The following is a 25,374-nucleotide window of genomic DNA, read 5'->3' as shown; positions in this document are numbered from 1 at the left end:
TTGCTTACCGCACTGCGGCCCGGAGCTCATATGAATGATTTGGAATTGTACGTTGATAGCCGTTTTCTCAGCCCTTACGCCATGTCGGTGTTCGTGGTGCTGTACGAGAAAGGGCTGCCGTTTCTGTGTCACGGCGTTGATCTGGATGGTGGTGCCAATCTGCAGCCTGATTACGCTGCTGCATCGCTTACAGCACGGGTGCCTTTGCTGGTAGAGGGCGACTTCCGCTTGTCCGAATCATCTGCCATTGCCGAGTATCTGGAGGCGCGTTACCCGGCACCGGCTTATGCCGCGGTGTACCCGCAGGATGAACAGCAACGGGCCCGAGCCCGCCAGCTACAAGCCTGGCTGCGTAGCGATTTGCTGCCACTACGCCAGCAGCGTACGACAGAGGTCGTATTTCTGCATCCGACCCCCGCACCACTGGACGCCGCCGGGCAGCAAGCGGCGGCCAAGCTGATCCGCGTGGCGGAGGCCTGCCTGGCCGATGGCGCGGCCAACCTGTTTGGTGAATGGTGCATTGCGGATACCGATCTGGCGCTGATGCTGCTGCGCTTGGTCAATAATGGTGAGCCGGTGCCGCCGGAGCTGGCCGGCTATGCGCGCCAGCAATGGCAGCGCCCTGCGGTGCAGGCCTGGCTGGCGCAGCAACAGGGCGCGCGCGGGTAGTGATGGCGGTGGGTGGCCTGCTATGCTCGTCCCCCATGAACCTGCGGGCTTGGGTCTGCCTGGTTTGTCCTGCGCCTGCAGATGGTGTTCCGGCACGGTATGAGCCGGTAACGCGGGTAATTTGGCTGGTAAGCACGGCTGTGTGGCGGCCAGTACGTTGCTTCGACAGGCATTGGCAGTTCTCCGCGGTGCGGCTGGCTATTATCGATGGCTTGGCCGCATGGCGAGTGTTGTGTCTTGGCTTGGCGCGCGAATGATTGCCTGGCTAGGGTGCTGTGTTGCACTTGCGCTTGCTGCTATGTTGGCGATGCTTGCCCGTTGCCTAGCAGAGGGGGCAGAACTCAGGCACCGTCCAGGTAGTCGTAGCCAGGCCAGTCCAGCTGGTAGGCGGTACGGTTTTTGGCGACCAGAATGCGTTTGAGCATGCCGGTGTTGTGCAGGTATTGCAGCTGCTCGCGGATGTGGGCAATGCGTCCTGGCGAGGCCTGCCCCAGCGTACTGACGATACGGTTTTCTTCCAGGCTGCCGGGGGCGCGGCTGCGCAGCATTCTGAGTATGCTGTAGATCAGGGATTCGTCTCGTTGCATGTGTGTGCGTGTGAATTATTAGTTACATTTATTTATCAATCATATGGCGTTATACGTCAAGAAACATGAATTTATTGTTACATGTCATCATTAAGCCAGCAGCCTGATACGCCGTGCATCGGCATTTGCTCCACCGCCATCGGCGACGATGTCTGCCGTGGCTGTGCGCGTACCTTTGGCGAGATCAGTTTCTGGGGAGAGCTCAGCCAGGCAGAAAAAGACCATTGCTGGGCTTGCCTGTCCATACGCAAGGTATGGTTGGCCGTGGTACGCCCCTTGCATGGCCACCTGGAGATATGCCCACATGATGGCAGCGAGTCGGCCAGATTTACCCTGCGTGATGGTGGTGAACTGCGGTTGGGGCAGCCGTATCTGGACGGCGAAAGGCGCTTGCTGCCCCTGCGTTACGGCGAAAACGAGCTGGCACTGGAGGTGTCGCTGGATAGTTGGCCGCAGCAGCTGTTTGCCTGGCTGGCCACCCCGGGTGGCGAGATGACAGATTTATATTGAAACCGCGCTTTGCTGAATGCTATGTTCATGCTCATCAAACATGGAGTGCGATATGGCACAGGACAGCAGCAAGGCTGATTTCTGGGAAACACGCTACCAGAGTAATGTCACCCCGTGGGATAGCGCCGGGCTACCGGCTGGCTTTGTCGAGCATGCCAGCGCCTTGCTGGCTGACGGGCTGCCGCGGCGTGTCCTTATCCCCGGCTGTGGTAGTGCCTACGAATTGCAGCAGTTGCTGGCGCACGGCTGTGATGCGCTGGCGTTCGACTTCAGCCCTGCCGCGGTAGCACGCGCGCAGGCTGCTTGCCCGGCACTGGCGTCCCGCATTATCGAGGCGGATTTCTTTGACGATACCGTGTCCGGGGAGTGGGACTGGGTATACGAGCGGGCATTCCTCTGTGCTTTGCCACCGGCGCTGGCCAGCCACTATGCGCAGCGCATGGCGGCGCTGATCCCGGCTGGCGGCGTGCTGGCGGGTTACTTCTTTTTGCGTGATCAAGCCAAGGGCCCCCCTTTTGGTACTTCCCTGCCCAATCTGCAGCAGTCGCTCGGCCAGTATTTTGTACTGCAAAAGCAGGAAAGGATTGCCGGCTCGCTATCGGTATTCCATCCGGATGAGTATTGGCTGGAGTGGCGCAAGCTGCCATCTGCTTGATTACTGTCAACAGCCCTTGAATAGTCAGCACGTTAATTTATAGATAACATGTATAGATTAGTGGTGCCGCACGCAAAGAGCCCAAATAAAAACGCAAGAGGAGAGCATGTGATGGAATGGTTCTGGAAGACGTATTTCCTGATCGAGAAAACCTTCTGGAATTCTCTCACTAAAAAGCTGTGCAGCTTCTTCTTTATCAGCCTGTTTCAACTGGTGCTTATCGCCTATGTCTATAATTCTCTTGAGGAAATTCGTAGTCTGGTAAGCGCGCAGCAGCTGGGGCCGGAAAGCCTGCAGCAGGTGCATGCCTTGCTGGATCGTACTATCTACTGGTCTCTGGCAATCTGGGCGGTGTCGCTGGTGTTCATTGCCTTCATGGTGTGGTATCTGCGCTATCTGATCGTGCGGCCCCTGCAGATGATCATTACGATTTTCCGGGAAATCGGTGCCGGCGAAGGCGATCTATCGCGTGAAATTCCGACTATCACCTACGATGAGATCCGCGATTTGTCGTTGTCTTACAACGATTTTCTGCAAAAGATGCGAGAAATCATCAGCAATGTGCGCACCATGACGATGCGTATTGCCATGGACTCCGCGCGTACCCGCAAACACATCAGCGCTTCGGTTAACCATGCCACCCAGCAAGCAGCCCTGGCAGGCCAGGTAAGCGATGCCAGTGCCCGCTCCACGCAAGGTGTCATTCAGGTGTCGGCCGATACCCAGCAGATTTCGGCGACCACCTTGCATAATCTGGATGTGGCCAAGGCGTCCTACGCCGAGCTGCAAGATGCGGCGCAGAAAATCGGTGGTGTCAGTCAGCGCGTCAATACCTTCAACGGTACGGTGGACGAGCTCAACAGCCGCTCCGCCAGCATCAAGACTATTGCCGACCTGATCAAGGATGTATCCGAACAAACCAACCTGCTGGCCCTGAATGCCGCCATCGAGGCTGCCAGGGCCGGGGAGGCCGGCCGCGGCTTTGCCGTGGTAGCTGACGAGGTACGCAAACTCGCAGAGCGGGTCAAGGTGGCGACGGACGAAATCAGCGGCAATATCGACGGTATGCTGAGCCTGGTGCAAAACACCAAGGATGAGACCTCTGTCATCACGCGAGACACGGCGCAGGCGCGCGAGGTGATAGACCGTTCCTCGCATCATTTTGGCCGCATGATGGGAGATTTCGAAAATACAGCCAGCCGTATGGGGCAAATCGCCAGCACCATGGGCGAGTTTGCCAGCTCCAACCAGCAGATTGCGGCCAACGTTGGTGAAATCAGCACCTTGAGCGCTTCGGTATCAACCAGCCTGAAACAGTCGGAAGAAGACTCGGTGGCCCTGTCTCGTGCCGCCGAGGAAGTACAGGAGCTGGTAGCCCGCTTTGTGCTGGGCGAGGGCATTCTGGATGAAACCATCAGCCATGCCCGCCATGCCTGCGGCGAGCTGGTGCAGCTGCTGTTGCAAGCACAGCAGGACGGCTGTGATATTTTTGACCAGCGCTACCAGCCTATCGCGGGAACCAACCCGCCCAAGTATCACACCCAGTACGATACCCGGCTGGAGTTGCCATTGCAGAAGGTTTACGACCGCGTGGTGCAGAATGTGACGGGCGGGCGCTTCTGCCTGTTGGTCGACAATAATGGCTACGCGCCCACGCACAACAGCTTTTACGCCAAACCGCAGACGGGTGACCCGCAGCAAGACCTGGTAGGTAGCCGTGACAAGCGCATTTTCAACGACCCTACCGGTTTGAAATCCGCGCGTAGCAAACAGCCTTTCCTGCTGCAAACCTATATGCGTGACACAGGCGAGATATTGTCCGAGATCGCTTTGCCGGTGATGATCAACGATCGTCACTGGGGCGCCATCCGGGTCGGTTTTGACCCTGGCTCTTTGTTTCAGAAGTAGCTGAACGCCGTGTCGCGCCTGGCGCGGCTAATCATGGCTAGCGCGGCCAACCTTGTTGGGTTGGCCGTTTTCTTGTCGGTGGCCGGATGGTTATGACAAGTACTGAACACGCCATATATTGCAGCGCACAGTATTGAAGTATGCTAGGCATACGATAGAGTGGGCTTACTTGCCCGAGGCTGGTAGGCAGGCTGGCGCAGCTGTGTGTGCTGGGTGCTGCTGTATCGCGAGCCGGCACAGGAAGAGGTCAGGTATGTTGCTTCATGGATTGATGATACTGGTCTTGCTCTTGCCTGCCGTTGTGCATGCGGCTGTGGTGAAAGTCTGTGCCGAGGCCTGGCCGCCATTCTTGTATCGTGATGATGCCGGCCGTGTAGCCGGTATGGCTGCCAGCTGGATAGCACAAGCGGCCAGCAAACAGCATGTGCGGGTGCAATACCAGTTTTTGTCATTGCAAGCCTGTCGCAAGCTGGCCGCATCTGGCGGAACCGATGCGCTGGCCTTTACGCCGAGCAAAGAGCAGCTGGAAGGCTGGCTGCTGACAAAGCAACCTATGGTGTTCTGGGTATTGAGCGCTTTTGTGCCTTACCATTCGCCACATAAAGCTTTCAGCAGCTTATCCCAGTTTTCTGGTTTGCGTGTGGGGTGGGGGCAACACTATCGCTATCCGGACCGTTTGGTTTTGCAAAGTGGCTGGAGCCGGGTGCCGGCTTACGATGCGGAGGCGCTGTTTACCCTGCTGATACGCAATAAAATCGACGTGGTATTTGAGGACGAGCGTTACGTGGCGTCTAGCTTGCCGCTACAAAGCCGCCGCTTGATGCGAGCGCTGCACCCGGTCGCAGCCAGCATGCCGCAGCCGGTGGCGGTGCGCCCTGGCTTGGCTGGCTTTGCGCAGGCGCTGGATGACGAGGCATTGCGCTGGCAGCGTAGCGGCCAGCTGGACTACTTTTACCGTACCCAGTACGGCGTGTCGCTGGCGACGATCCAGGCCGCGGGCGATTAGGGCCTGCGTTGCAGCAAGAAATAGTGTTAGCAAGCCCTAGAGCGTGCTGCGATCTAGCCAATGCAGCACACCTTGTGCTGCGGTGCGGCCGCTGGCAAAGCAGGCGGTCAGCAGGTAGCCGCCGGTTGGTGCTTCCCAGTCCAGCATTTCACCCGCGCAGAACACACCGGGCAGCGCTTTGAGCATGCCGTGTTCATCCATGGCCTCGAAGCGTACCCCGCCTGCCGTGCTGATGGCTTCGTCGATGGGGCGCGCGGCGTGCAGCGTGAGCGGTAGTGCCTTGATGGCTTGTGCCAGCCTGGCCATATCGTTAAAGCTGTCTTTATCCAGCAATTCACGCAGCAGGCCTGCCTTGACACCATCCAGACCGCACTGTTTGCGCAGGTGGTTGGCCAGCGAGGCCGCACCACGGCCGCGCTGCAGCTCGCCCAGCAGGCGCTCAAGGCTGCGGTCGGGCAGCAGGTCCAGCGTGATGGTGGCCTGGCCATCGCGGGTAATGGCGTCGCGAATGGCGGCGCTGTAGGCGTAGATCAGGTTGCCTTCCACCCCGGTGGCGGTGACGACAAACTCGCCCCGGCGCTGGCTGGGTTGGCCGCATGCATCGGCAAATTGCAAGGTCACCCCTTTGAGCGCCTGGCCGGCAAACTTGCTGGCAAAGTGGTCGCTCCATGGGCGCTCGAAACCACAGTTTGATGGCGCCAGTGGTCGGGTGTCCACGCCCTTTTCGCCGAGCAAGGGCAGCCAGCGGCCATCCGAACCCAGCTTGGCCCAGCTACCGCCGCCCAGTGCCAGCACTACCGCGCAACCTTGCCAGTGTGTTTCCCCAGTCGGGGTGCTAAAGCGCAAGCTGCCATCGGCGAGCCAGCCTTCCCAGCGGTGGCGCACGTGTAACTGCATGCCGGCCTCGCGCAGGCGCGCCAGCCAGGCACGCAACAGTGGGGCGGCTTTCATTTCACGCGGGAATACCTTGCCCGAGCTGCCCACAAAGGTTTCGATCCCCAGGCCGTGTACCCAGTGACGCAACGCATCGGCATTGAAGGCGTCCAGCATCGGCGCCAGCGCGGCTTCGCGCGGGCCGTAGCGGCGGTAAAATTTGGCGGCTGGCTCGCTGTGGGTAATGTTCATGCCGCCTACGCCAGCCAGCAGGAATTTGCGCCCCGGCGATGGCATGGCGTCAAACACGTCTACCTGCACACCTGCTGCCAGCAGGGTTTCGGCGGCCATCAGGCCGGCCGGGCCGCCGCCAATCACGGCGACGCGGTGCTGTGTGCTTGTAGAAACGTGTAAGGTCATGGGGTAATCCGCATAGTTTTAGGCTGGGCGCGCGATTGTTACCGAAAGCAGCAGAAAAACCAACTGCTGACAGCGCTTTGATGCGGACGGTATTTGCTGCCTGCCAAGTGCTTGATTAAAATAGGAGCGCTCTATTTCGTTGTTTCTTTTGTTCTTTCATCTATTGGGCTGTATCTGCATATTATGAGTTTTACGCGTGAAAACCGCTTTGAATCCCGTCTTTCCCCTACCTTACCCCGCCGTGCCACGGCAATTATCGAGCTTCCCGACGGTGTGTTGATGACCGCTTCGGCAGGCGGGCGTTTCAGCTTGCCTGGTGGTGTGTCGCAGCGTGGCGAGCTGCGCTCGCAGGCGCTATTGCGCCAGGTTCGCGACCAGACCGGCTTGCGAATCAATTCCATGCTGTACCTGTACGATCATATTACCCAGCATAATGCCCACAAAGTGTACCTGTGCATCGCCCAGGGCCAGCCGCGCATGCAGGAGGGCGGGGCGCGCATGACGCTGATTACCTCGCCGGATAGCGAGATGGACGTGCACGTGGAATCGCGCGCCATTTTGCGCCGCTACGCCAAGCTGCGCAGCGAGGAAGGCCCGAAGAGCGATGCCGTGCGCGCCATTCTGCAGCTGGCGCGCTATATCGCCAAAATGGACTGATCATGCCCTGGCAAACACTGGACGAGTTCGGCTTTGATGCCACGTTGGCCGCAACGCCGGGTGTGAGCCTGGTGATGTTCGGCCAGCCGCATTGTGGTGCCTGCCGTGGCTGGCAGGCGCAGTTGCCCTCGTGGCTGGCGGGTCTGGGCGTGCAGTTGTGGTACGCCGACGTTGCCCGCGCGCAGGCGTTGGCGTACCGCTTCGGGCTGTTCCAGCTGCCTGCTTTTGCGCTTTATCGTGATGGCCAGTTTCACGCCATGTGGCAGAGCGCCTTCAGTGCGCCGGCGGTACGGCAGGCGCTGGCGGCCGCGTTGGCAGCCAGCCCGCAAGAAGAACCCTGAGACGGTGCTCTGCAAAACAAAACGCTGCCTGGTGGCAGCGTTTTGTTTTGGTAGCAAATACACTCAAGGGGTACTCTCGCCAGCCTTGAGTGTGGCTGCCTGCATCAGCTCGGGCGGGAATACTTCAACGCCCATGCTGGCCGCTACCGTCACCATATTCACCATCAGGATGATGGCTATGGGCGAAAACAGCAGGGTGCCGCCCAGTACGCGCAGCACGCTGGCGCCGGTCGTCAGTGCCTGCGCCTTCACCACGATATACAAGGCCACCGCGCCCAAAACCAGCGACAAGCCCTGCGCTACGTCATCTGGCAGCCAGCTCACCAGCGGGTCCAGCAGCTTGATCAGGCTGGCTGCGGCAATCAGGCCGATCAGGGGGGGCTCGATACGGCAGCCGGCGCGTCGTAACCACCAGCGCATGAAGGTGGCGTACAGCGAGGTTTCCATCAGCGTATACAGCGTAAAGAACAATGTGAGTGCCAGCGGGTCGCCACTGGCGCCGTCGGCGTGGGCGGCGGCGGCCGACATCATGCCTAGTAAGGCAAACACGCTCATGAGTTGGCCCAGCGGGTACTGGTATTGTTCCAGGTGGCCAACGCGCAGGCGCAGCAGATCGATGGCGTCGTGGATCAGTGGCAGGTTCATGGTTTAGTCAAAAATAACGGTCTTGTTGTTGTAAGCCAGAATACGGTTTTCCAGGTGCCAGCGCACGGCACGGGACAGTACGATGCGTTCCAGGTCGCGGCCTTTCTGGATCAGGTCTTCCACATCGTCGCGGTGCGAGATACGGGTGACCTCCTGCTCGATGATGGGGCCGTCGTCCAGGATTTCGGTGACGTAGTGGCTGGTGGCGCCGATCAGCTTCACGCCACGGGCAAAGGCACGATGGTAAGGCTTGGCACCGTCGAAGGCTGGCAGGAAACTGTGGTGGATATTGATGACGCGGTGGGGGTAGCGCTCGACGAATTTTTGCGACAGCACCTGCATATAGCGCGCCAGCACGATCAGGTCGACATCGGCTTCTTCCAGCAGTGCCCATTGGTGCGCCTCGGCCTCGGCCTTATTGTCTTTGGTGACGGCAATCACGTGGTAAGGAATGCCGTGGAATTCGGCCAGCCGGCGGCAGTCTTCGTGGTTGGAGATGATCAGCGGGATATCGCAATCCAGCTCGCCGATGCTGTAGCGGTGCAGCAGGTCGACCAGGCAGTGTTCGTACTTGGACACGAAGATGGCCATGCGTGGCTTGCGTACCGACAGCGACACCTGCCACTGCATATTGTGCTTCTCGGCGATGGGGGCAAAGGCAGCGGCAAAGCTGTCCATCGGTAGGGTAAAGCCGTTCAGGTCCCACTGCACGCGCATCAGAAACAGGTTTTCTACCGGGTCCTGGTGCTGGTCGGCGTGCAGGATGTTGGCGTTATAGGTCAGCAGGAAATTGGCAATGGCTGCAACCAGGCCGTGGCTGTCCGGGCAGCTGATCAGCAGGGTGGCAGAATGGCGGTTACTCATGGTTTGACTCTTTGTCTGTAGGTTTTGTCTTGGGTGCAGATAAAAAACGCCGCCGGCTGCAGCGGCAGACGGCGGCGTGCGGGGGGCGGTGTCTGCGTCAGGCGTTGAGATTGGCCGAATCCAGCGTGTTCTGCAACAGGGTGGCAATGGTCATCGGGCCAACGCCGCCCGGTACCGGGGTGATGTAGCTGGCCACTTCGCGCGCGGCGTCGAACTCGACGTCGCCACAGATCTTGCCGCTATCCAGGCGGTTGATACCCACGTCGATCACCACGGCACCCGGTTTCAGCCAGGCTGCCTTCACGAAGTTGGGGATGCCCACGGCGGCCACCACGATGTCGGCGCGGCCAACTTCACCCGCCAGGTCGGCGGTGGCGCTATGGCATACGGTAACGGTGGCGCGCGCCAGCAGCATTTCCAGTGCTTGCGGGCGGCCAACAATGTTGGAGGCGCCTACGATTACCACATTTTTGCCTTTCGGGTCGATGTTGTACTCTTCCAGCAGCGTCATCACGCCGCGCGGGGTGCACGGGCGCAGTTGCGGCATCTTGATCGCCAGGCGGCCCATATTGTAGGGGTGGAAGCCGTCAACGTCCTTTTTGGGATTGATGCGTTCGATCACCAGCTGCGGGTCGATCTGCTTGGGCAGCGGCAGCTGCACCAGGATGCCGTCCACACTGTCGTCGGCATTCAGCTGGTCGATGATGGCCAGCAGTTCTTCCTGGCTGGTGCTACCCGGCAGCTCGTAAGACAGGGAGCGCACGCCTGCCTTTTCGCAGGAGCGTTTCTTGTTGTTCACGTAAATGCCGGAAGCCGGGTCGTCGCCGACCAGAATCACTGCCAGGGCCGGGGCGCGTTTGCCTGCAGCCAGGCGGGCATCTACGCCCACACGTACGCGGTTGATCAGGGTTTCGGCAACGGCCTTGCCGTCGATGAGTTGTGCCGCCATGCTGCTATCCACCATTAAGGTTAGAAGTGAACGAAAGCCGGATTTTCTCATTTTTTGGGGTATCTGCTCAATCGCTTCAAGGGCTTGTGCGGCATTCTTTTTTGCATTGCAGCAGCAGGCGCTGTCGTGTTTTGCCGGCAGCAGGGGGTGGTGCTACGCCCCGCTATGCAATTTTTTAGCATTGGGTGTTGACAGCAATAAAACAGCCCTGTATATTTCGCCTCCTGTCGTCGGGGCGTAGCGCAGTCTGGTAGCGCATCTGCTTTGGGAGCAGAGGGTCGTGAGTTCGAATCCCACCGCCCCGACCACAGCCACACCCGATAGAGCGCCCGTAGCTCAACCGGATAGAGCACCGGCCTTCTAAGCCGGGGGTTACGGGTTCGATTCCTGTCGGGCGCGCCAGTGGCGATGTGGTAGTAAAATGCAGTATCTGTGGTGGATGTAGCTCAGTTGGTAGAGTCCAGGATTGTGATTCCTGTTGTCGTGGGTTCGAGCCCCATCATCCACCCCAAAAATTCGGTTTGCCGCACACTGTGCGTCAGACACACCGCTCAGCGGTGGATGTAGCTCAGTTGGTAGAGTCCAGGATTGTGATTCCTGTTGTCGTGGGTTCGAGCCCCATCATCCACCCCAGAATAAACCCGGCCCCTGTGGCCGGGTTTTTCTTTGCCTGTCTTTTGCGCCTGTCAGGCGTTTATTGCGTATGAACGGCTGCTTTGTGCCGTTTTGCTATGCACTTCTGCTAATTCGATGTCCCTTTTCTGTATTCTCTTGTCGCGCGCGTATTTAACCGTATAATCGAATACATTTGCATGTATCCGATAGCCAGAGCGTGACCATGACCACTATGCAGCCCATCAAGCGACAAACCCTTACCAGCGCCGTGACCGAATCCTTGCGTCAGCGCATTCTTTCGGGCGAGTTTGCCGACGGACAACAGCTGCGTCAGGAGGCCCTGTCCAACGAGTACGGTGTCAGCCGTGTGCCGGTGCGTGAAGCATTGCGCCAGCTGGAGGCCGAAGGCCTGATCCAGATCATCGACCACAAGGGCGCGCTGGTGTCCAAGCTGTCGCTTGACGACGTGCTGGAGCTGCTGGAAATCCGCGCCATGCTGGAAAGCGAAGTATTACGCGCCGCCATCCCCTGTCAGATGGCTACCGACCACGATGCGGCCGAAGCCACGCTGAACGAATTCGAGCAGGCACTGGCTGCCAACGATATCCGCCACTGGGGCGAGTTGAACTCGCGCTTTCACCTGGCGCTGTACCGTGCTGCCAAACGGCCCAATACCATGGCGCTGATCGAGCAGCTGCATAACAAGACCGATCGCTACACCCGCATGCAGATCCTGTTCACCCGCACCATGGAGCGTGCCCACGAAGAGCACAGCAAGCTGCTGGACCTGTGCCGCAAGGGTGCGGCAGATGAGGCGGCCGAGTTTCTGCGCTTCCATATCCTGTCTGCCGGCCACGCGCTGGAGTCCTACTTGCTGACGCAGGAGCGCCGTTAGGCTGCGGCCAACCCGGGTTGAAAAAGGCACCGCCCCGGCGGTGCTTTTTTATTGCCGTCGGCTCAAGGCTGGCGCAAACGGTCTTGCGGGTAGGCGTACATCACTTGTTGCTGGCGTACTTCCCCGATGATCGGCACCTCCAGCTCGATGGCTTCGTGATCGGTGGCAGAAAAGGGTTTGCGATAGGTGGTAATCAGGCCGGCTACCGGCTGTTTCAGGTTTTCCAGCGCCTGGCGGATGGCAGGGCCGTCGGTATTGCCCGCCTGGCGGATGGCCGCTGCCAGTAGCAGCATGCTGTCGTAACCCTGGGCGGCCGAAGGGGGCGAAGGGATGGTTAGCCCGCCGTTGGCATGCAGATAGAGATTGATGAATTGCAGCCGCGCCGGGGTATTGCCGTCCTGGATAAAGGTTTGCACCATGCGGGCGCCCACGGCGTTGGGGCCGGCATTATCGATGAAGTTGGACATCGATAGCGTCCAGCTGCCAATGATGGGGATGCGCCATTCCATCTGTGCCAGCGTGTTGGCGATTTGTGCCAGCTCCGGGCCAATGGTGTAGGTCAGGATGCACTGTGCGCCGGCTGCACGCGCCTGTTTCAGGTAAACGCTCATGTCCAGCTCGCCATTGTTGAACTGGTTGATGCTCACGGGTTTCATGCCCTTTTGTGCCAGCGCTTTCAGCAAGTCCTGCTGGCCCAGGCGGCCGTAGTTGCTGTTATCGCTCAGTACCGCTAAGCGGGTAAATCCCCGGCGTAGCGCTTCGCGCACGATCAGCGGTGCCTGGATGCTGTCCGAGGCGGCCACGCGGAATACGTAGTTGGCCGCATGGCGCGGTGGAATGAACTGCTGGGTAATGATGTGGGCGGTCGCCACGGCAGTGATGGCGGGGATGCGCGCCTGCTGGTAGCGTATTTGTGATGCCAGCGCTACGCCGCTATTGGCAAAGCCTACACTGGCCACCACCCGCTGCTTGTCTATCAGCTCGCTGGCGATGCGCAGGCCCAGCTCCGGCCGGCCACGGTCGTCGCGCTCTATCAGTTGTATCGGCCGCCCCAGCAGCCCCCCTTGGTGGTTGATTTCCTGTGCGGCCAGCCGTATGCCATTGCGCATGGACAGCCCCATGGGGGAGGAGCCGCCGCTGAACGGGCCGGACAGGCCGATGCGGATAGGCTCTGTTGCGTGGGCGCTGGCGATGATCAACAGGCATAGGCTTAACAGACGGCGCACGGGCTGCTCCTGATAGCGTTATCGCAAGGGGGCGCTTATTATCGCATTCCATCGACCCTTGCGGCCAACCTGTCTTGCCCATGCGCACCTCCCGCTTTTATACCTCGCTGCGGCGCAGCCCTGTTTACCGGCTGATGCCCAACAGCACCATCGTGCTATTTTTTCTCACCATGGCGGTGATGTTGTGGACGCTGGACGCGCGTGAAAGCGACCAGCAGCGTACCGACCTGGCCAAGGATACGCTGTGGGCCGAGCAGACCATGCGTTTGCGCCTGGATGGGCATCAGGCCGAGCTGGCGCAGATGGCACGGGATATCGGCCGCGAAGAGCTGACAGAAGAAGGCTTTCTGGTGCAGGCCTCGCAGTTCCTGGGTAATACGCCGGAGATGGCTGCGGTGGTGTGGGCGGATGCCAGCTATATCGTGCGCTGGGTGGCACCGTATGAGGAATCCGGCCTGTCCGCCGGCGCCGGTATTTCCGGCCAGCGTGTCGATGCCTATCTGGCGGCACGCAACGATGGCCACCCGCGCTTTAGCCAGCCGTATCAGAGCGAAGGCGGGGACTGGCGCTTTGACCTGATGGTGCCGGTATACCGCGATACGCAATTCCGCGGCATGGTGATCGGTATTTATCAGGCTGGTGCGTTTGTGCGCCGTGTCCCGCCGTCATGGTTTGCCGAGAAATATCACCTGGCCCTGCAGTCTGGCGGCCTGAACCTGGCGCGTAATGCACAAAGCCAGCCACCGTTGGGGGTGATGCAGAGCATACGCCTGGGCGGCACGTCGCTGGCTTTGGTGGCGCGCCCGGTGCGCGGCGACGTCAACAAGAACCGCCTGATCCAGCTGGGGCTGATTACCGGTTTGTCCGTGCTGACCTTGCTGTCGCTGTTCAGCCTGTCGCGGCATATCCGCCGCCGTATCGAAGCAGAGCGCGAGCGCGACAGGGTGTACAAGCTGTCGCGCGAATGGCTGGGGGTGATGCGCGAAGATACCACCTTGCTGCATATGAACCCGGCGTTTGTGCAAGGGCTGGGCTATAGCGCCGAGCAGCTGCAGGGTACGTCTTTCCTGAATTACGTCGACCCGCAGCAGCGCGAGCCGACGCGCCAGCTGATTCGCCAGCTGCTGGAGGCCGGCAGTGTAGACCGCTACGTGGAAACGCGCATGCTCAGCCGTGATGGCCGTGTGCTGTCGCTGGCCTGGGCGATGAGCCCGCTGCTGGATGCCGGGGTGCTGTACTTGTCCGGCCGTGATATTACCGCCGAGAAGCAGGCCGAGCAGGCGCTGCGTCACGAATACATGTTCCGCAAGGCCATGGAAGACTCGCTGGTGGTAGGGATTCGCGCGATCGACCTGGATGGGCGCATCAGCTATGTGAACCCGGCTTTTTGCCGCATTACCGGCTATGGTGAAGACGAGCTGATCGGGCTGCGCCCGCCTTACCCGTACTGGTCGCCCGATGTCGCGCCGCTGAATTACGACGCGCTGCGCCAGACGCTATCGGGCGATAATAGTCACCAGCTGTTCGAGTCGGTGATGCAGCGCAAGAGTGGCGAAAAATTCTACGGCCAAATGCTGATCTCGCCGCTGATCGACGCTGATGGCATCCATACAGGCTGGATGGCGGCGCTCACCGACATGACCGACAAGCGCGAGGCACAGCAGGCGCTGGAGGCGGCCAACGAGCGCTTTATCGCGGTGATCGAGGGCCTGGATGCCGCGGTAGCGGTAGTGCGGCCCGATAGCCAGCAGTTGCTGTTCTGTAATAAGCGTTACCGGCAGTGGTTGGCCGCAGCCAGCGAAGAGCACGAATACGAATACTGTGATCTGCGCCTGCGCCAGATGCTGCAGCACGCCAATACCGACCAGGAGCTATGGCTGGATGACCCCGGGCGCTGGTACCTGCTGCGCAGCCGCCCGGTGCGCTGGGTAGATGGCCACAATGTGCAGATGCTGATTCTGACCGACATCACCGAGCAGCATGATGCCGAGCAGCGCTACGAGGAGCAGATGCAAAAGCTGCAAGCCACCTCGCGCCTGATTACCATGGGCGAGATGGCATCCACGCTGGCGCACGAGCTGAACCAGCCACTATCGGCTATTGCCAACTACCAGGCCGGCTGTGTGGAGCGGCTGCGCCAGGGCAAGGCCACGCCGGCGTCGCTGATTCCGGTAATGGAGAAAATCACGGCGCAGGCCGAGCGTGCCGGCAAGATCGTGCGCCGCGTGCGCGAGTTTGTGAAACAGAGCGAGCCGGTACGCAAGGCCGCGGACGTGGGCGAGATCATCGATGCCGCGCTGGCGATTGCCGAAATCGAAGCACGCCGCCTGGCCAGCAGCATCAATGTGCACCTGGCGGCCAACCTGCCGCTGGTGCATGTGGACCCCATCCTGATCGAGCAGGTACTGCTCAACCTGATCAAGAACGGCATGGAAGCCATGCAGCAGCTGCCGCCAGACCAGCGCCAGCTGGAAATCAGCGTGCAGCGCCAGCATAGCAAACGCATCGAAGTGGCCATCGTAGACCGGGGCCATGGTGTGCCGGACGCGCTGAAGTCGCAGCTATTCGATGCCTTCTTTACCACCAAGGGTGACGGCATGGGCATGGGCCTGAATATCTGCCGCTCGATTGTCGAGTTCCATCAGGGTCAACTCTCAGTGGAAGATCACCCATTGGGTGGTACTATTTTCCGTTTTACATTGCCGGTGTTTGAGCCATGACCGTAGCCAAGAACATACGCATCCATATCGTGGACGACGACGAGGCCTTTCGTGATTCCCTGCTGTGGCTACTGGAAAGCCACGATTACAGCATCGAGTGCCACGATAGTGCGGAAGGTTTTTTGCATAGTTACCGGCCGGCGCAGGGTAGTGGTTGCCTGATCCTGGATATCCGCATGCCGGGCATGAGCGGGCTGGAGCTATACGATGAGCTGCAGGCACGCGGCAATACCTGGCCGGTGATTTTCATTACCGGCCACGGCGATGTACCGATGGCGGTACAGGCAGTCAAACGCGGTGCGCATGACTTTCTGGAAAAGCCGTTTAACCAGGAAGCCTTGCTGGCTGCGGTAGACAGTGCACTGGCCAGTGCGGCCAACCAGGCGCAAAGCGCGCAAGAGGCCGGCCAGTGCGAGGCGCGGCTGGCCACGCTGACCACGCGCGAGCGCGAGGTGCTGGAGCGGGTGATCGAAGGCAAGATGAACAAGATCATTGCCGATGACCTGGGCATCAGCATCAAAACCGTGGAAGCGCACCGCGGCAAGATGATGGACAAAATGGGCGTGCGCTCCATTGCCGACCTGGTGCAGACGGTGGTGGCCTACCGTCAGCAGAAAGGCCGCTAGCTTTACCCGCTGCAGCCCAACCCTGATAGCGCAACAGGCCCGCCGTTAACTGGCGGGCCTTTTCATTGGGCAGCGTGTGCGTGGGTAGGGCGCTGCCTTACGGCGCTTCCTGCCAGACTAGCTGGCCGTGGCAGGCTTCGTTCAGGCTGTGGCGCAGCGCGTCGGCAGCCAGTAGGGGCAAACTGAACTGCAGGCTCACGTTGGCCGCATGCTGCACGGCCAGCAGCGTGGCGTCGTGCTTTTGCAGCAGCCGCCGCGCGCTGCCTTCCAGTGCGTAGGGCAGGCTGCAGGCCAGGGTCAGCATGGCGACTTGTTCTTGGCGCTCGCAATGCAACAAAGCCTGGGCGACGGCATCGGTATACGCCCGCACCAGCCCGCCGGCACCCAGCTTCACCCCGCCGTAGTAGCGCACCACGGTGGCCAGTACGCCCTCCAGCTGCTGGTGTCGCAGCACGTCCAGCATGGGGCGGCCGGCGGTGCCGGAAGGCTCGCCATCATCGTTGGCCGCAGAGTGCCCACCTGCCAGCAGCGCCCAGCACACGTGGGCCGCGCCGGGGTGGGCGGCTTTGAGCTCGGCCACGCGCTGCAGGGCGGCGGCGCGGCTGGATACCGCCTCGACACAGGCGATGAAACGGCTTTTCTTGATATCGAGCTCGGCGTGGCCAGGGTGGGGCAGGGTAAACGGCATGGTACGGGTCGGAGCTAGCGTGTTGAGGGCGGCATGATAACAAGCCGCGCCCTAGCGTAGTACGTATTCCACCTCTACCCGGCGGCCATTTTCCCGGTAACGCACGCTGCGGCATAGCCGGTTTACCAGTGCGATGCCACGCCCGTGTGGCGCGGCATCTTCCAGTTCGCTGTGCAGGAAAGGTGCTGCATCAAAGCCCTGGCCGCTGTCGTGGATGCAGAGCTTCAGGATGGGGAAGTCTTCGCCGGTAACGTGCGACATGGCTACTTGTATCCAGCCGTGCTCCAGCCCGAACAGCTTGCCGGCGCGCTTCATCAGATAGCTGGTAAAGCCGGCGCTGGAGTGCTTTTCGCTGGAGTCCAGCGCTAGCACACCGTGATCCAGGGCGTTGTTGAACAGCTCGGTCACAATCAGCAGCATATCGCTGAGCTGGGCTTCCGATAACCCGATCTGGTTGAGCCAGCCCAGCAAAGTGGCCATGCCCAGCTCTTCGCGCAGCTCTTTGGGGCCAAAGTCCAGGCGCAGCTCCCAGTTGCTCAGCTGGGTAAACATGGCGTTCTGCGTGGCGGGGCCGGCCGGGCCGATACTGGCCGCGCAGGGTGCCAGTACCAGTGAAATATCATCGGCGTTTTCATGGCCTGCCAGGTGGGCGATGACCTGTTCGCGTAGCGGGGCAATCGCAGGCAGGGTGTACGGGCTGGCCAGCATGCTGCACAGGCGCTCCAGCGATAGCATGTCGCCTTGCGCACCTTTAGCCTCTGTCAGGCCGTCGGAGCAAATCATCAGCCGGCCAGGCTCGGACCAGCGGTAAACCTCGACGCTGGCATCAAAGTCCATATTGCGCAAGATGCCCAGCGGCGGGTTGCTGGACTGGAACTGCTTTTCGATCCGGCCTTGCTCATTGATGAAGGCGGCAAACGGAATGCCACCATTCCAAACCGTGACGGTTTTTTCTTGCGGGTTGATAGCAGCCAAGGTCGCAGCAACGAAGCGGCCAACCGGCAGGTGTTGCTTGAGCTTTTTATTGATCTCGCGCGCAATGGCGTTGATGCTGAAGCCCTTCTGCGTCATGGCGTAGAACACGGTAGCGGCGGGCAGGCAGGCAATGGCAGCAGACAGCCCGTGGCCGGTGCTGTCTGCCAGCATGATGTGCAGGGTATCGGTGGGCGAGCGTGCGGCGGTAATGATGTCGCCGCTGAATTGTACTGCAGGCAGGATCCACTGCTCGATGCCGGTCTGGCTACGGTCGCCGTAGAGATTGTGCAGTACGTGCTCGGCCAGCTGTTGTTCCATCTCGTTGCTGAGGTAATAGGCCTCCAGGCGCTGGGCATCCTGGCTGATGCGCTGCTGCATATCGGCAATGCGCGACATCACGCGGATCTTGGCGGTCAGCAGCTTGATATCTACCGGCTTGGTCAGGTAATCGTCACCGCCGGCTTCCAGGCCGGCCAGCATGTCTTCCTGCTCGATCTTGCCGGTGAGGAAAATGATGGGAATCCAGCGCTTGTTGAAGCGTTCACGGATGCGGCGGGTAGCTTCCAGTCCATCCATGTGCGGCATGATGACATCCATCAGGATCAGGTCGGGCAGCATGGTTTCGCAGCATGCCAGCGCCTGGGCACCGTCTTCTGCGGTGACGACCTGGTGACCCAATGCCTGGATCAGCCGGCTGACTACCAGCCGGTTTACATTACTGTCATCCACCACCAGCACGTTCAAGGTTTGCATTGCGGCTGGCTTTCAGTCTATTTCAAAAAACTTGTCGAATTTGGCGATAGCAAAAATCTGGCGTACAACGGGCTTGGTATTGCTGATCAATAGTCGCTGGATATGGTGATCGGCAACCTGGTCGCGCAGAACCAGCAGCATGCCCAGTGCCGAGCTATCCAGATGGTCGACTTCCATCAGGTTGATTTCCAGGGATTTTATGTGTGGGTGAGCCAGTACGGCCTTGCAGGCGTCACGAAATGCGCCATGCTGGGAGAAGTTGAAATGGCCATGAATCTGGATAGTGGCCTCTTGCTCCCTAAGGTGAAACGTAACAGACATGGTTAGCCTTTGATGGGTTGGTCGTGGCTGCTGGCAAGGGTGGTATCTATGCGGTATGGTTATTGTATGCATAAGGCTGGCTATTCACCAGCCTTATTGTTACCAGTGCCGGCACATGTTTACCAAGGTAACAATGCACGGCATTGATAGAATCAGCTGCGTTACACCGCCAGCATGATCTAATACTAGAGAGGATCGTCATCCTGAGTATCAAATAATTCGAGGGGAGACCATGTTTCACAAAAAGCAGGCCGTTTGTCTGGGTTTTGCCTTGTGCGCTGTATTGGCATGGCACCTGGTGGCTGCCCTGCTGGCTCTGCAGAGCTGGCTGGCCGCGCTGCTACACGGCGGGTTTGCTTGCCTGGTGTTGCTGCTGTTTCACTGGCGCGCCCTGTCTGCCCGTACACAGCAGCGTACTATCCAGGTTGATGCCGATGCGGTGGCGTGGCAGCAGATTCAGCCCTTATGGCAGCAGCTGCAGCAAGAGTATGCCGGGCAGTGCCGGCAGCTGGAAGCACAGCTTGGCGAGGCGAATCAGATACTGGAACAGGCTATCAGCGGCCTGCTGGATAGCTTTAGCAGCATTACCAGCCATGCCAAGGCACAGCAGCAAATTGCCATCAGCATGATCGGGGCTGGCGAGGCGGGGGACAAACAGCATACCGCCAGTTTTGAGCGCTTTGCCCACGACACCAACGCGACGCTGGAGATTTTCGTGGACAATACCCTGCGTACCAGCCAGGTCAGTATCGTGCAGGTCAATCACATGACCGAGATCGACGAGAAAATCCGCAGTGTGCATGCGTTCCTGGCTGATATCGATGGCATCTCCAAGCAAACCAATATGCTGGCGCTGAATGCGGCCATCGAGGCTGCTCGGGCTGGCGAGGCAGGGCGCGGCTTCGCTGTCGTTGCCGATGAGGTGCGGGCGCTATCCTTGCGCACCCACGATTTCAATGAGCAGATCAGCCAGACTATCTTGTCGGTACAGAAAATGGTGGAAGAGGCGCATAGCAGTATTGCGGCTTTGGCATCGCACGATATGAGCTATGTGCTGGAGGCGAAAATGCGCGTGCAGCACACCATGGGGCAGATCAACGAACTAAGCCAAGGCATGGAGCATGCTGTTGCCGAACTGAACGGCATTGCCGGGCAGGTAGAGCACAGCACCAATGTGGCCATTACCTCCCTGCAGTTCCAGGACCGCCTGAGCCAGATGCTGGGGCGGGCCGGGCAGTGCGTGGCTAAGCTGCAGGCCCTGCAGCAATTAGCCCCACCGCTGCTGGAAGCTGCTGCTAGCGGTAAGGCGCTGGACGCCGCCAAAGCGCAGTATCTGGTGCAATTGGCGGCTTTGCGTCAGTCGCCGCAGGCGGAGGTGTCTGCCAGCAAAAATGATATAGAGCTGTTTTAATCAGCACGCGCTGGTCGTCACCTTGCCAGGTTCTGCCAGCTGGCATTTGATCTGGTGCCAATCTTGCCAGGCTTTGGCTTTTTCGCCCGGGCTGCGCAACAGGTAGGCGGGGTGGAAGGTCACCAGTACTGGCCGACCATGCGCATGATGCAGCTGCTTGCGCAGTGCACTGATCGGTGCCTGGCTATTCAGCAGGGTATGGGCGGCAAAGCGGCCTAGCGCCACTATCAGCGCCGGCTGGATGGTGTCGATTTGCCACTGCAGATAGCTGGCGCAGCTGGCAATTTCTGCCGGGGCAGGGTTGCGGTTGCCCGGTGGCCGGCATTTCACCACATTGCAGATATAGACGTCCTGCATGCTGTCCATGCCGACTGCGGCCAACATGCTTTCCAGCAGCTGCCCGGCTTTGCCGACAAAGGGCTGCCCCTGCCGGTCTTCCTGCTCGCCCGGTGCTTCACCCACAATCAGCAAACGGGCCGTGGGCTTGCCGCGGCCAACGACGACATTATGCCGTGTCTTGGCCAGCTCGCAGCGTTGGCAGGACGCAATGCTGGTATGCAAGGTGGCCCAGTCGGTTATCGGCTGCCCGCTTGGCGGGCTGCCGGGCTGTTCTAGCAGGGAGATGCGCGCCGGAGCCGCCGCCGGCGCGACAGTGGGTACCGGCTCAATGGATGGGGCCAATGCAGTGGCGTCGGGTTCGATATGGGTGAGCTGGCGGTCATCCGGCAGGCTGGCGCCGCGTGGGAGCCATAGCGGGCTGTGGCCCATTTCATGCAGTACAAACGCACGGCGGTTCATAGGTCGGCTTTCATCAGGATGGCATCTTCACGGCTGCCATCGGGGTGGCGATAGTAAGCCTTGCGTGTGCTGTACTGGATAAAGCCGGCGCGCTGGTAAAGCTGCAGGGCAACCCGGTTGCTAGCGCGTACCTCAAGAAACACGCTGCCCGCGCCTTGCTGCCGGGCCTGCAGCAGCACATGGCGCAGTAGTTGGCCGCCCAGACCCCGGCCCTGCTGCTTGGCGTTGATAAAAAAATTCTGCAAGTGGGCTTCGTCCAGCACCTGCATCAGCACGGCCGCACCCAGCAGGATATCATCTTGCAGCATTAGCCAGACGGTGTCGTGCTCGCTCTCCAGCGAGCCGGCATACATGCCGGCACTCCATGCATGGGGCGTGCTGTCTGCTTCGGAACGGGCTAGCCGCTGTGCATCTTCGGGCTTGGCGCGGGTAAAATCAGCCACGTTTCTGCTCGCGTTGTTCGGCAGCGGTCAGCGCAATCTTGTTGCGCACATACAGTAAATCAGCACTTTGGCTGGCGGGGTATCGGGCAGGGTTCTCAAGGTAGAGCGCGATATAGTCGCTAGCCTGCGGGACGACATAAATGGCCTGTGCGTGGTGTGCAGGCAGCAGTTCGATAGCATCGCCGGCTACTGCCGCGATAGCATCCAGTACCAGCTGCTCGGCTTTCACCACGCTGATCTCGCCCTGGCACTGGCCATGCAGATAATGGGCGGCGTACACCTCGCCCATGCGGGCATCAATCACGGCCATGCCACTGCCTTGCGGCAGGCTGCGTGCGATGGCGTCCAGTGTCGGTATGCCGACCACGGGCAGGCCGGCCGCGGTGGCAAGACCCATGGCGATACCGGCGGCAATGCGCAGCCCGGTAAATGCGCCAGGCCCTTTGCCAAACAGGATGGCATCCAGCTGCGCCAGGGACACGCCGCTATCGTTTAACAGCTGGTGTACAGCGGCAAGCGCATGGTCGGAGTGGCCTTGTTTCACGCTATGGTGCTGGCTGAAGGTGCCATGCGGGGTAGACAGTGCTACTGACAGGTTGTGGTTCGAGCAGTCGATGGCAAATAAATTCATCAGGGTAAGTCAAAGTCCGAGTTCTTCTACCCAGGCCAGGGCAGCAGTATGAAGCAGGTTCAGCTGATCCGGTTCCAGCGACAGCTGGCTGGCTAGCTGAGGCAGGGAAGGGTCGCCAGCCTCCAGCGCCATGGCCAGGCGGAACAGCAGGCTCAGGCCACCGCTCTGGTCGGCCAGCACCTGGTGGATTTCAGCCGGCAGGCTGATGTGCTCCAGGATGGTGTGCATGGGCATGTCAAAAATTACATCCAGCAGCGAGAACATGCCGGCAATGAAGGCATTGTCACAGTGCTCGGTGGTGAAACCGATTTCTTGCGCCAGTATCTCCATCACGCGGGCACGGATGACCGCCGTTCTTTGCAGCGCCGGGGCGAGGTGGTTGCTTTCATTGCTGGTTACCAGCAACAAGGTCAGCCAGCGGTATAGCTTCTGGTAGCCTAATACGGTCACGGCATGACTGAATGAGCTGATGGTGGTATTCAGGCCCGCCGCCGCCGAATTGACGTAGCGTAGCAGCTTGAACGACAGCGCCACATCGGTCTTCAGTACGGTTTCAATTTCACGCACCGGGGCATCGGCGCGCAGCAAGTTCAGCAGCTTCAGCGTATTGGCAAACGAAGGGTGGATAACCTTGGCCGACAGGGTTTCCGGCCGTGCAAAGTAGTAGCCCTGATAGCCGTCCATGCCCAGATCCCGGCACAGATGGTAGTGCTGGTAAGACTCTATCCGTTCACCAATGCGGATGACCGGGTAGCTGCGCAGCCTGGCAGCCTGCGCCTGGAACTGGGCCTGTGTCTGGCTTTGGATATCGAGTTTGACGTAGTTGGCCAGCTCCAGCAGGGCCGAGGAGGGGGCATCAAATGAAAAGTCGTCCAGTGCTATGCCAAAACCCAATGAGCGCAGATAACGGACCCGTGACACCACCTCGTTGGTAGGCTGAATGTTGGCCGCAAGGTCCAGCACGACACGCCTAGGGGGCAGTAGCTCCAGGAAGTCGCTGGTCAACATGGCTTCGCCTACATTGATGAAGGCCAGCTTGTTGCCAATCAGCCAGTTGGTACCCATATTGTTCAAGGCATTTACCAGCACCTGGGTATCTGCCTCTAGCGGGGCATGGGGGGTAGCGCTGGCAGCGTCGTCGGCACGACGAAAAAGCAGCTCATATCCAATGAGCTGCTGATTCCTGTTCAGTACAGGCTGACGTCCCAGAAAGGCGGATGTCGACATTGTGTTTATCTGTTAGTAAGAGAAGTTGTCTGCATTTCTCAGCATGATACTGCCGTTGGCAGAGGAGTCCATCTGGCCTGCCAGCAGGTCTTCCATATCCAGTACCAGCACCACGGAACCATCACCAGACAGGGTGGCGCCGGCCACGCCTTTTGGCCGAATGTTCTGCAGTGGCTTGATCACCACATCATCGCGGCCAACGAAAGAGTCTACAGCCAGAATGAACGACTTCTCTGCCGACTGCATCAGCACGCCAAAGTTAGGCTTCTGCGTAGGCTGCCAGTTCAGCAGGCCGGACAAGGTTTTCAGTGGCAGGATCTCGTCGCGAACCACAATGGTAGGACGGCCGGATACTTCCTGGATGGCGGTAGTGTCGATCGGGATAATCTCGCGGACCATAGCCAGCGGTACCGCAAATGGCTGGTTGCAGGCACGTACTACCAGTACTGGCAGAATCGCCAGGGTCAGCGGTAGCGAAATGCTGATGCGTGTGCCTTCGCCCTGAATGGAGTTGATGTCGATGCGGCCATTCAGTTTCTGAATATTGGTCCGTACCACATCCATGCCGACACCACGGCCGGATACGCTGGAAATCTGGTCCTTGGTGGAAAAACCAGGCAGGAAAATCAGCTGCAGGCACTGCTTTTCGTCCAGTGCGTTCGCGGTTTCGGCGTCAATCAGGCCCTTGGCAATCGCTTTGCGGCGCAATACCTCTGGATTCATGCCCTTGCCGTCATCGGTAATCTCGATGACGATATGGTCACCCACCTGCTCCGCAGTCAGCTCGATCAGCGATTGCGGTTTCTTGCCCATGGCAATGCGCTCTTCTGCCGACTCTACACCATGGTCAACCGCGTTACGAACCAAGTGCACCAGCGGGTCGTTCAGATCCTCGATCATGGTTTTGTCGAGTTCTGTTTCTTCACCGGTAATGACCAGTTCTACTTCCTTGCCCAGTTGGCGGGCCAGGTCGCGAGCTAGGCGCGGGTATTTCTGGAACAGACGGCCAATTGGCTGCATACGCGTTTTCATCACCGCGTTTTGCAGGTCGCTTACCAGCAAGTCCAGTTGGCTGATGGCTTCATCCAGCGAGCGCAGCGTGTTGGTCTCCATATTACCCTGGAGGATTTCGGTACGCAGCGTGGTAAGACGGTTTTTGGTCAAGCCGATTTCACCAGACAGGTTCAGTACCTGGTCCAGGCGAACGGTGTCGATGCGAATGGTATTTTCCTGGCCGGAAATCGGGCCGCCGGTAGAGGGTGCCGGTTTGTTCTGCGGTTTGGGTGCGACAGGCACAACCGCTGCCGGCACGATAGGCGCAGGGATGAACTCGGCTGGAGCGCTTTCCGTGACCATGGTGGCAGCTGCCACCATGTCCAGTGGCGCGGAGGCCGCGGGGCTGGCAGCCGCTGGCTGCTCGGTACCGGTTACCGCCTGGTGCAGTGCTGCCCAGTTAGGCTCATTGCTGTTAGCCGCAGGGGCTGGCGCTGGGGTGGCAGGGGCCACAGGTGCAGCTTGGGCAGGTGCCTTGACGGCAGCCAGATTGCCGGCCAGCGCGGCATCCAGTGCGGCCAACATGGCCGGATCCGGGTTGGGTGGCGGCAAGCCTTGGGACAGTACGGTAAACATGTCACGTACCGCACCGGTGGCGTCCAGGATGACATCCATCAGTTCCGACGAGAGGCCCAGCTCGGAATTGCGCAGCTTGTCGAACAGGTTTTCTGTCCGGTGGCAAATCGTCACCATTGGTGCGACATTCAGGAAGCCCGCGCCACCCTTGATGGTATGGAAACCGCGGAAGATGTCATTGAGCAAGGCACGGTCGTTCGGCCTTTTCTCAAGCTCTACCAGCTTGTTGTCCACATCGGAGAGTAGCTCGGTCGACTCGAGTAAGAAATCCTGCAGAAGTTCTTCCATTCCGGCGAAGTCGCTCATTTTTGCTTCCTTTGTATGTCGACTTA

The 25,374-nt window shown here is 59.8% G+C and carries 25 protein-coding genes and 4 tRNA genes; 15 read left to right on the top strand and 14 right to left on the bottom strand.

Annotation, left to right across the window (positions count from 1 at the left end; all coding sequences use genetic code 11):
• Window positions 1–30: 30 nt before the first annotated feature.
• Window positions 31–669, top strand: a complete 639-nt coding sequence (gene yfcF, locus PQU95_RS08630) for a glutathione transferase (protein ID WP_272751622.1) — start codon at window positions 31–33, stop codon at window positions 667–669.
• A 341-nt stretch (window positions 670–1,010) separates the two neighbouring features.
• On the opposite strand, the gene PQU95_RS08625 is transcribed toward yfcF, so the two are convergent.
• Entirely contained in the window at window positions 1,011–1,256 is a 246-nt protein-coding gene (locus PQU95_RS08625; RefSeq protein WP_272751621.1) for a hypothetical protein, read from the bottom strand.
• An 81-nt stretch (window positions 1,257–1,337) separates the two neighbouring features.
• On the opposite strand from PQU95_RS08625, the gene PQU95_RS08620 reads away from it, so the two are divergent.
• The 4 genes from PQU95_RS08620 to PQU95_RS08605 all read left to right on the top strand — a co-directional run bounded on the left by PQU95_RS08620 (window position 1,338) and on the right by PQU95_RS08605 (window position 5,335).
• Window positions 1,338–1,766: a DUF1289 domain-containing protein gene (locus PQU95_RS08620; RefSeq protein ID WP_272751620.1), complete on the top strand. Its 429-nt coding sequence runs from the start codon at window positions 1,338–1,340 to the stop codon at window positions 1,764–1,766.
• Between the two features lie 52 nt (window positions 1,767–1,818).
• A complete protein-coding gene (locus PQU95_RS08615; protein ID WP_272751619.1) occupies window positions 1,819–2,421 on the top strand; it encodes a class I SAM-dependent methyltransferase in 603 nt (200 codons plus the stop codon).
• 111 nt (window positions 2,422–2,532) lie between these two features.
• Window positions 2,533–4,329, top strand: a complete 1,797-nt coding sequence (locus PQU95_RS08610; protein ID WP_272751618.1) for a methyl-accepting chemotaxis protein — start codon at window positions 2,533–2,535, stop codon at window positions 4,327–4,329.
• A gap of 253 nt (window positions 4,330–4,582) precedes the next feature.
• Entirely contained in the window at window positions 4,583–5,335 is a 753-nt protein-coding gene (locus PQU95_RS08605) for a substrate-binding periplasmic protein (RefSeq protein ID WP_272751617.1), read from the top strand.
• Window positions 5,336–5,371: 36 nt separating this feature from the next.
• On the opposite strand, the gene PQU95_RS08600 is transcribed toward PQU95_RS08605, so the two are convergent.
• Window positions 5,372–6,628, bottom strand: coding sequence for a TIGR03862 family flavoprotein (locus PQU95_RS08600; RefSeq protein WP_272751616.1), 1,257 nt, complete (start codon window positions 6,626–6,628; stop codon window positions 5,372–5,374).
• Between the two features lie 183 nt (window positions 6,629–6,811).
• On the opposite strand from PQU95_RS08600, the gene PQU95_RS08595 reads away from it, so the two are divergent.
• Together PQU95_RS08595 and PQU95_RS08590 are read left to right on the top strand one after the other, a co-directional pair.
• Complete coding sequence (locus PQU95_RS08595) at window positions 6,812–7,285, top strand: NUDIX domain-containing protein (RefSeq protein ID WP_272751615.1); 474 nt, start codon at window positions 6,812–6,814, stop codon at window positions 7,283–7,285.
• Window positions 7,286–7,287: 2 nt separating this feature from the next.
• Window positions 7,288–7,626, top strand: coding sequence for a thioredoxin family protein (locus PQU95_RS08590; protein WP_272751614.1), 339 nt, complete (start codon window positions 7,288–7,290; stop codon window positions 7,624–7,626).
• Between the two features lie 63 nt (window positions 7,627–7,689).
• Here the strand turns inward: PQU95_RS08590 and PQU95_RS08585 are convergent, their stop codons facing one another.
• The 3 genes from PQU95_RS08585 to folD all read right to left on the bottom strand — a co-directional run bounded on the left by PQU95_RS08585 (window position 7,690) and on the right by folD (window position 10,084).
• Window positions 7,690–8,271, bottom strand: a complete 582-nt coding sequence (locus PQU95_RS08585; RefSeq protein WP_272751613.1) for a hypothetical protein — start codon at window positions 8,269–8,271, stop codon at window positions 7,690–7,692.
• 3 nt (window positions 8,272–8,274) lie between these two features.
• Window positions 8,275–9,135 (bottom strand): formyltetrahydrofolate deformylase, encoded by an 861-nt coding sequence (gene purU / locus PQU95_RS08580; protein ID WP_272751612.1) that lies wholly within the window; start codon window positions 9,133–9,135, stop codon window positions 8,275–8,277.
• Window positions 9,136–9,232: 97 nt separating this feature from the next.
• Window positions 9,233–10,084, bottom strand: coding sequence for a bifunctional methylenetetrahydrofolate dehydrogenase/methenyltetrahydrofolate cyclohydrolase FolD (gene folD, locus PQU95_RS08575; protein WP_026107623.1), 852 nt, complete (start codon window positions 10,082–10,084; stop codon window positions 9,233–9,235).
• 231 nt (window positions 10,085–10,315) lie between these two features.
• On the opposite strand from folD, the gene PQU95_RS08570 reads away from it, so the two are divergent.
• From PQU95_RS08570 to PQU95_RS08550, 5 genes are all read left to right on the top strand, one after another.
• A tRNA-Pro gene (locus PQU95_RS08570) sits at window positions 10,316–10,392 on the top strand.
• 17 nt (window positions 10,393–10,409) lie between these two features.
• Window positions 10,410–10,486: transfer RNA gene (locus tag PQU95_RS08565), tRNA-Arg, on the top strand.
• 33 nt (window positions 10,487–10,519) lie between these two features.
• Window positions 10,520–10,595, top strand: a tRNA-His gene (locus tag PQU95_RS08560).
• 46 nt (window positions 10,596–10,641) lie between these two features.
• Window positions 10,642–10,717 (top strand) — tRNA-His (locus PQU95_RS08555).
• A 205-nt stretch (window positions 10,718–10,922) separates the two neighbouring features.
• On the top strand, window positions 10,923–11,594 hold the full coding sequence (locus PQU95_RS08550; RefSeq protein ID WP_272751611.1) for a GntR family transcriptional regulator: 672 nt from the start codon (window positions 10,923–10,925) through the stop codon (window positions 11,592–11,594).
• 62 nt (window positions 11,595–11,656) lie between these two features.
• Here the strand turns inward: PQU95_RS08550 and PQU95_RS08545 are convergent, their stop codons facing one another.
• Complete coding sequence (locus tag PQU95_RS08545; protein ID WP_272751610.1) at window positions 11,657–12,820, bottom strand: ABC transporter substrate-binding protein; 1,164 nt, start codon at window positions 12,818–12,820, stop codon at window positions 11,657–11,659.
• Between the two features lie 80 nt (window positions 12,821–12,900).
• Here PQU95_RS08545 and PQU95_RS08540 point away from each other — a divergent pair, with 80 nt between their 5' ends.
• Both PQU95_RS08540 and PQU95_RS08535 read left to right on the top strand, forming a co-directional pair.
• Entirely contained in the window at window positions 12,901–15,540 is a 2,640-nt protein-coding gene (locus tag PQU95_RS08540) for a PAS domain S-box protein (protein ID WP_272751609.1), read from the top strand.
• Window positions 15,537–16,166, top strand: a complete 630-nt coding sequence (locus tag PQU95_RS08535; protein WP_272751608.1) for a response regulator transcription factor — start codon at window positions 15,537–15,539, stop codon at window positions 16,164–16,166. Before PQU95_RS08540 ends, PQU95_RS08535 begins: the two co-directional genes overlap by 4 nt.
• A 97-nt stretch (window positions 16,167–16,263) precedes the next feature.
• On the opposite strand, the gene PQU95_RS08530 is transcribed toward PQU95_RS08535, so the two are convergent.
• From PQU95_RS08530 to PQU95_RS08520, 3 genes are read right to left on the bottom strand one after another with little or no spacing between them, the layout of a single operon-like run.
• On the bottom strand, window positions 16,264–16,854 hold the full coding sequence (locus PQU95_RS08530; protein WP_272751607.1) for an IMPACT family protein: 591 nt from the start codon (window positions 16,852–16,854) through the stop codon (window positions 16,264–16,266).
• Window positions 16,855–16,905: 51 nt separating this feature from the next.
• The gene (locus tag PQU95_RS08525; RefSeq protein WP_272751606.1) at window positions 16,906–18,582 is read right to left on the bottom strand and encodes an ATP-binding SpoIIE family protein phosphatase; all 1,677 of its coding nucleotides are present in this window, start codon (window positions 18,580–18,582) and stop codon (window positions 16,906–16,908) included.
• Window positions 18,583–18,594: 12 nt separating this feature from the next.
• Complete coding sequence (locus PQU95_RS08520; RefSeq protein WP_272751605.1) at window positions 18,595–18,903, bottom strand: STAS domain-containing protein; 309 nt, start codon at window positions 18,901–18,903, stop codon at window positions 18,595–18,597.
• A gap of 232 nt (window positions 18,904–19,135) precedes the next feature.
• Here PQU95_RS08520 and PQU95_RS08515 point away from each other — a divergent pair, with 232 nt between their 5' ends.
• Window positions 19,136–20,314 carry a methyl-accepting chemotaxis protein gene (locus PQU95_RS08515; RefSeq protein ID WP_272751604.1) on the top strand — a complete coding sequence of 393 codons (1,179 nt, stop codon included), beginning with the start codon at window positions 19,136–19,138 and terminating at the stop codon, window positions 20,312–20,314.
• Here the strand turns inward: PQU95_RS08515 and PQU95_RS08510 are convergent, their stop codons facing one another.
• The 5 genes from PQU95_RS08510 to PQU95_RS08490 are packed head-to-tail and all read right to left on the bottom strand — an operon-like array spanning window position 20,315 to window position 25,348.
• Window positions 20,315–21,112, bottom strand: a complete 798-nt coding sequence (locus PQU95_RS08510; protein ID WP_272751603.1) for a uracil-DNA glycosylase — start codon at window positions 21,110–21,112, stop codon at window positions 20,315–20,317. It abuts the gene before it with no gap.
• Window positions 21,109–21,555 (bottom strand): ribosomal protein S18-alanine N-acetyltransferase, encoded by a 447-nt coding sequence (rimI, locus tag PQU95_RS08505; protein ID WP_272751601.1) that lies wholly within the window; start codon window positions 21,553–21,555, stop codon window positions 21,109–21,111. The genes PQU95_RS08510 and rimI overlap by 4 nt, the downstream gene beginning before the upstream one ends.
• Complete coding sequence (gene tsaB, locus PQU95_RS08500; RefSeq protein ID WP_272751600.1) at window positions 21,548–22,186, bottom strand: tRNA (adenosine(37)-N6)-threonylcarbamoyltransferase complex dimerization subunit type 1 TsaB; 639 nt, start codon at window positions 22,184–22,186, stop codon at window positions 21,548–21,550. Before tsaB ends, rimI begins: the two co-directional genes overlap by 8 nt.
• A 9-nt stretch (window positions 22,187–22,195) precedes the next feature.
• Window positions 22,196–23,413 (bottom strand): EAL and HDOD domain-containing protein, encoded by a 1,218-nt coding sequence (locus PQU95_RS08495; RefSeq protein ID WP_272751599.1) that lies wholly within the window; start codon window positions 23,411–23,413, stop codon window positions 22,196–22,198.
• Window positions 23,414–23,425: 12 nt separating this feature from the next.
• Window positions 23,426–25,348, bottom strand: a complete 1,923-nt coding sequence (locus PQU95_RS08490) for a chemotaxis protein CheA (RefSeq protein WP_272751598.1) — start codon at window positions 25,346–25,348, stop codon at window positions 23,426–23,428.
• Between the last annotated feature and the right edge of the window lie 26 nt (window positions 25,349–25,374).

Source organism: Vogesella aquatica, from assembly GCF_028548455.1.
Classification (GTDB): Bacteria; Pseudomonadota; Gammaproteobacteria; order Burkholderiales; family Chromobacteriaceae; genus Vogesella; species Vogesella aquatica.
This window is presented reverse-complemented; position numbering and strand designations above follow the sequence as displayed.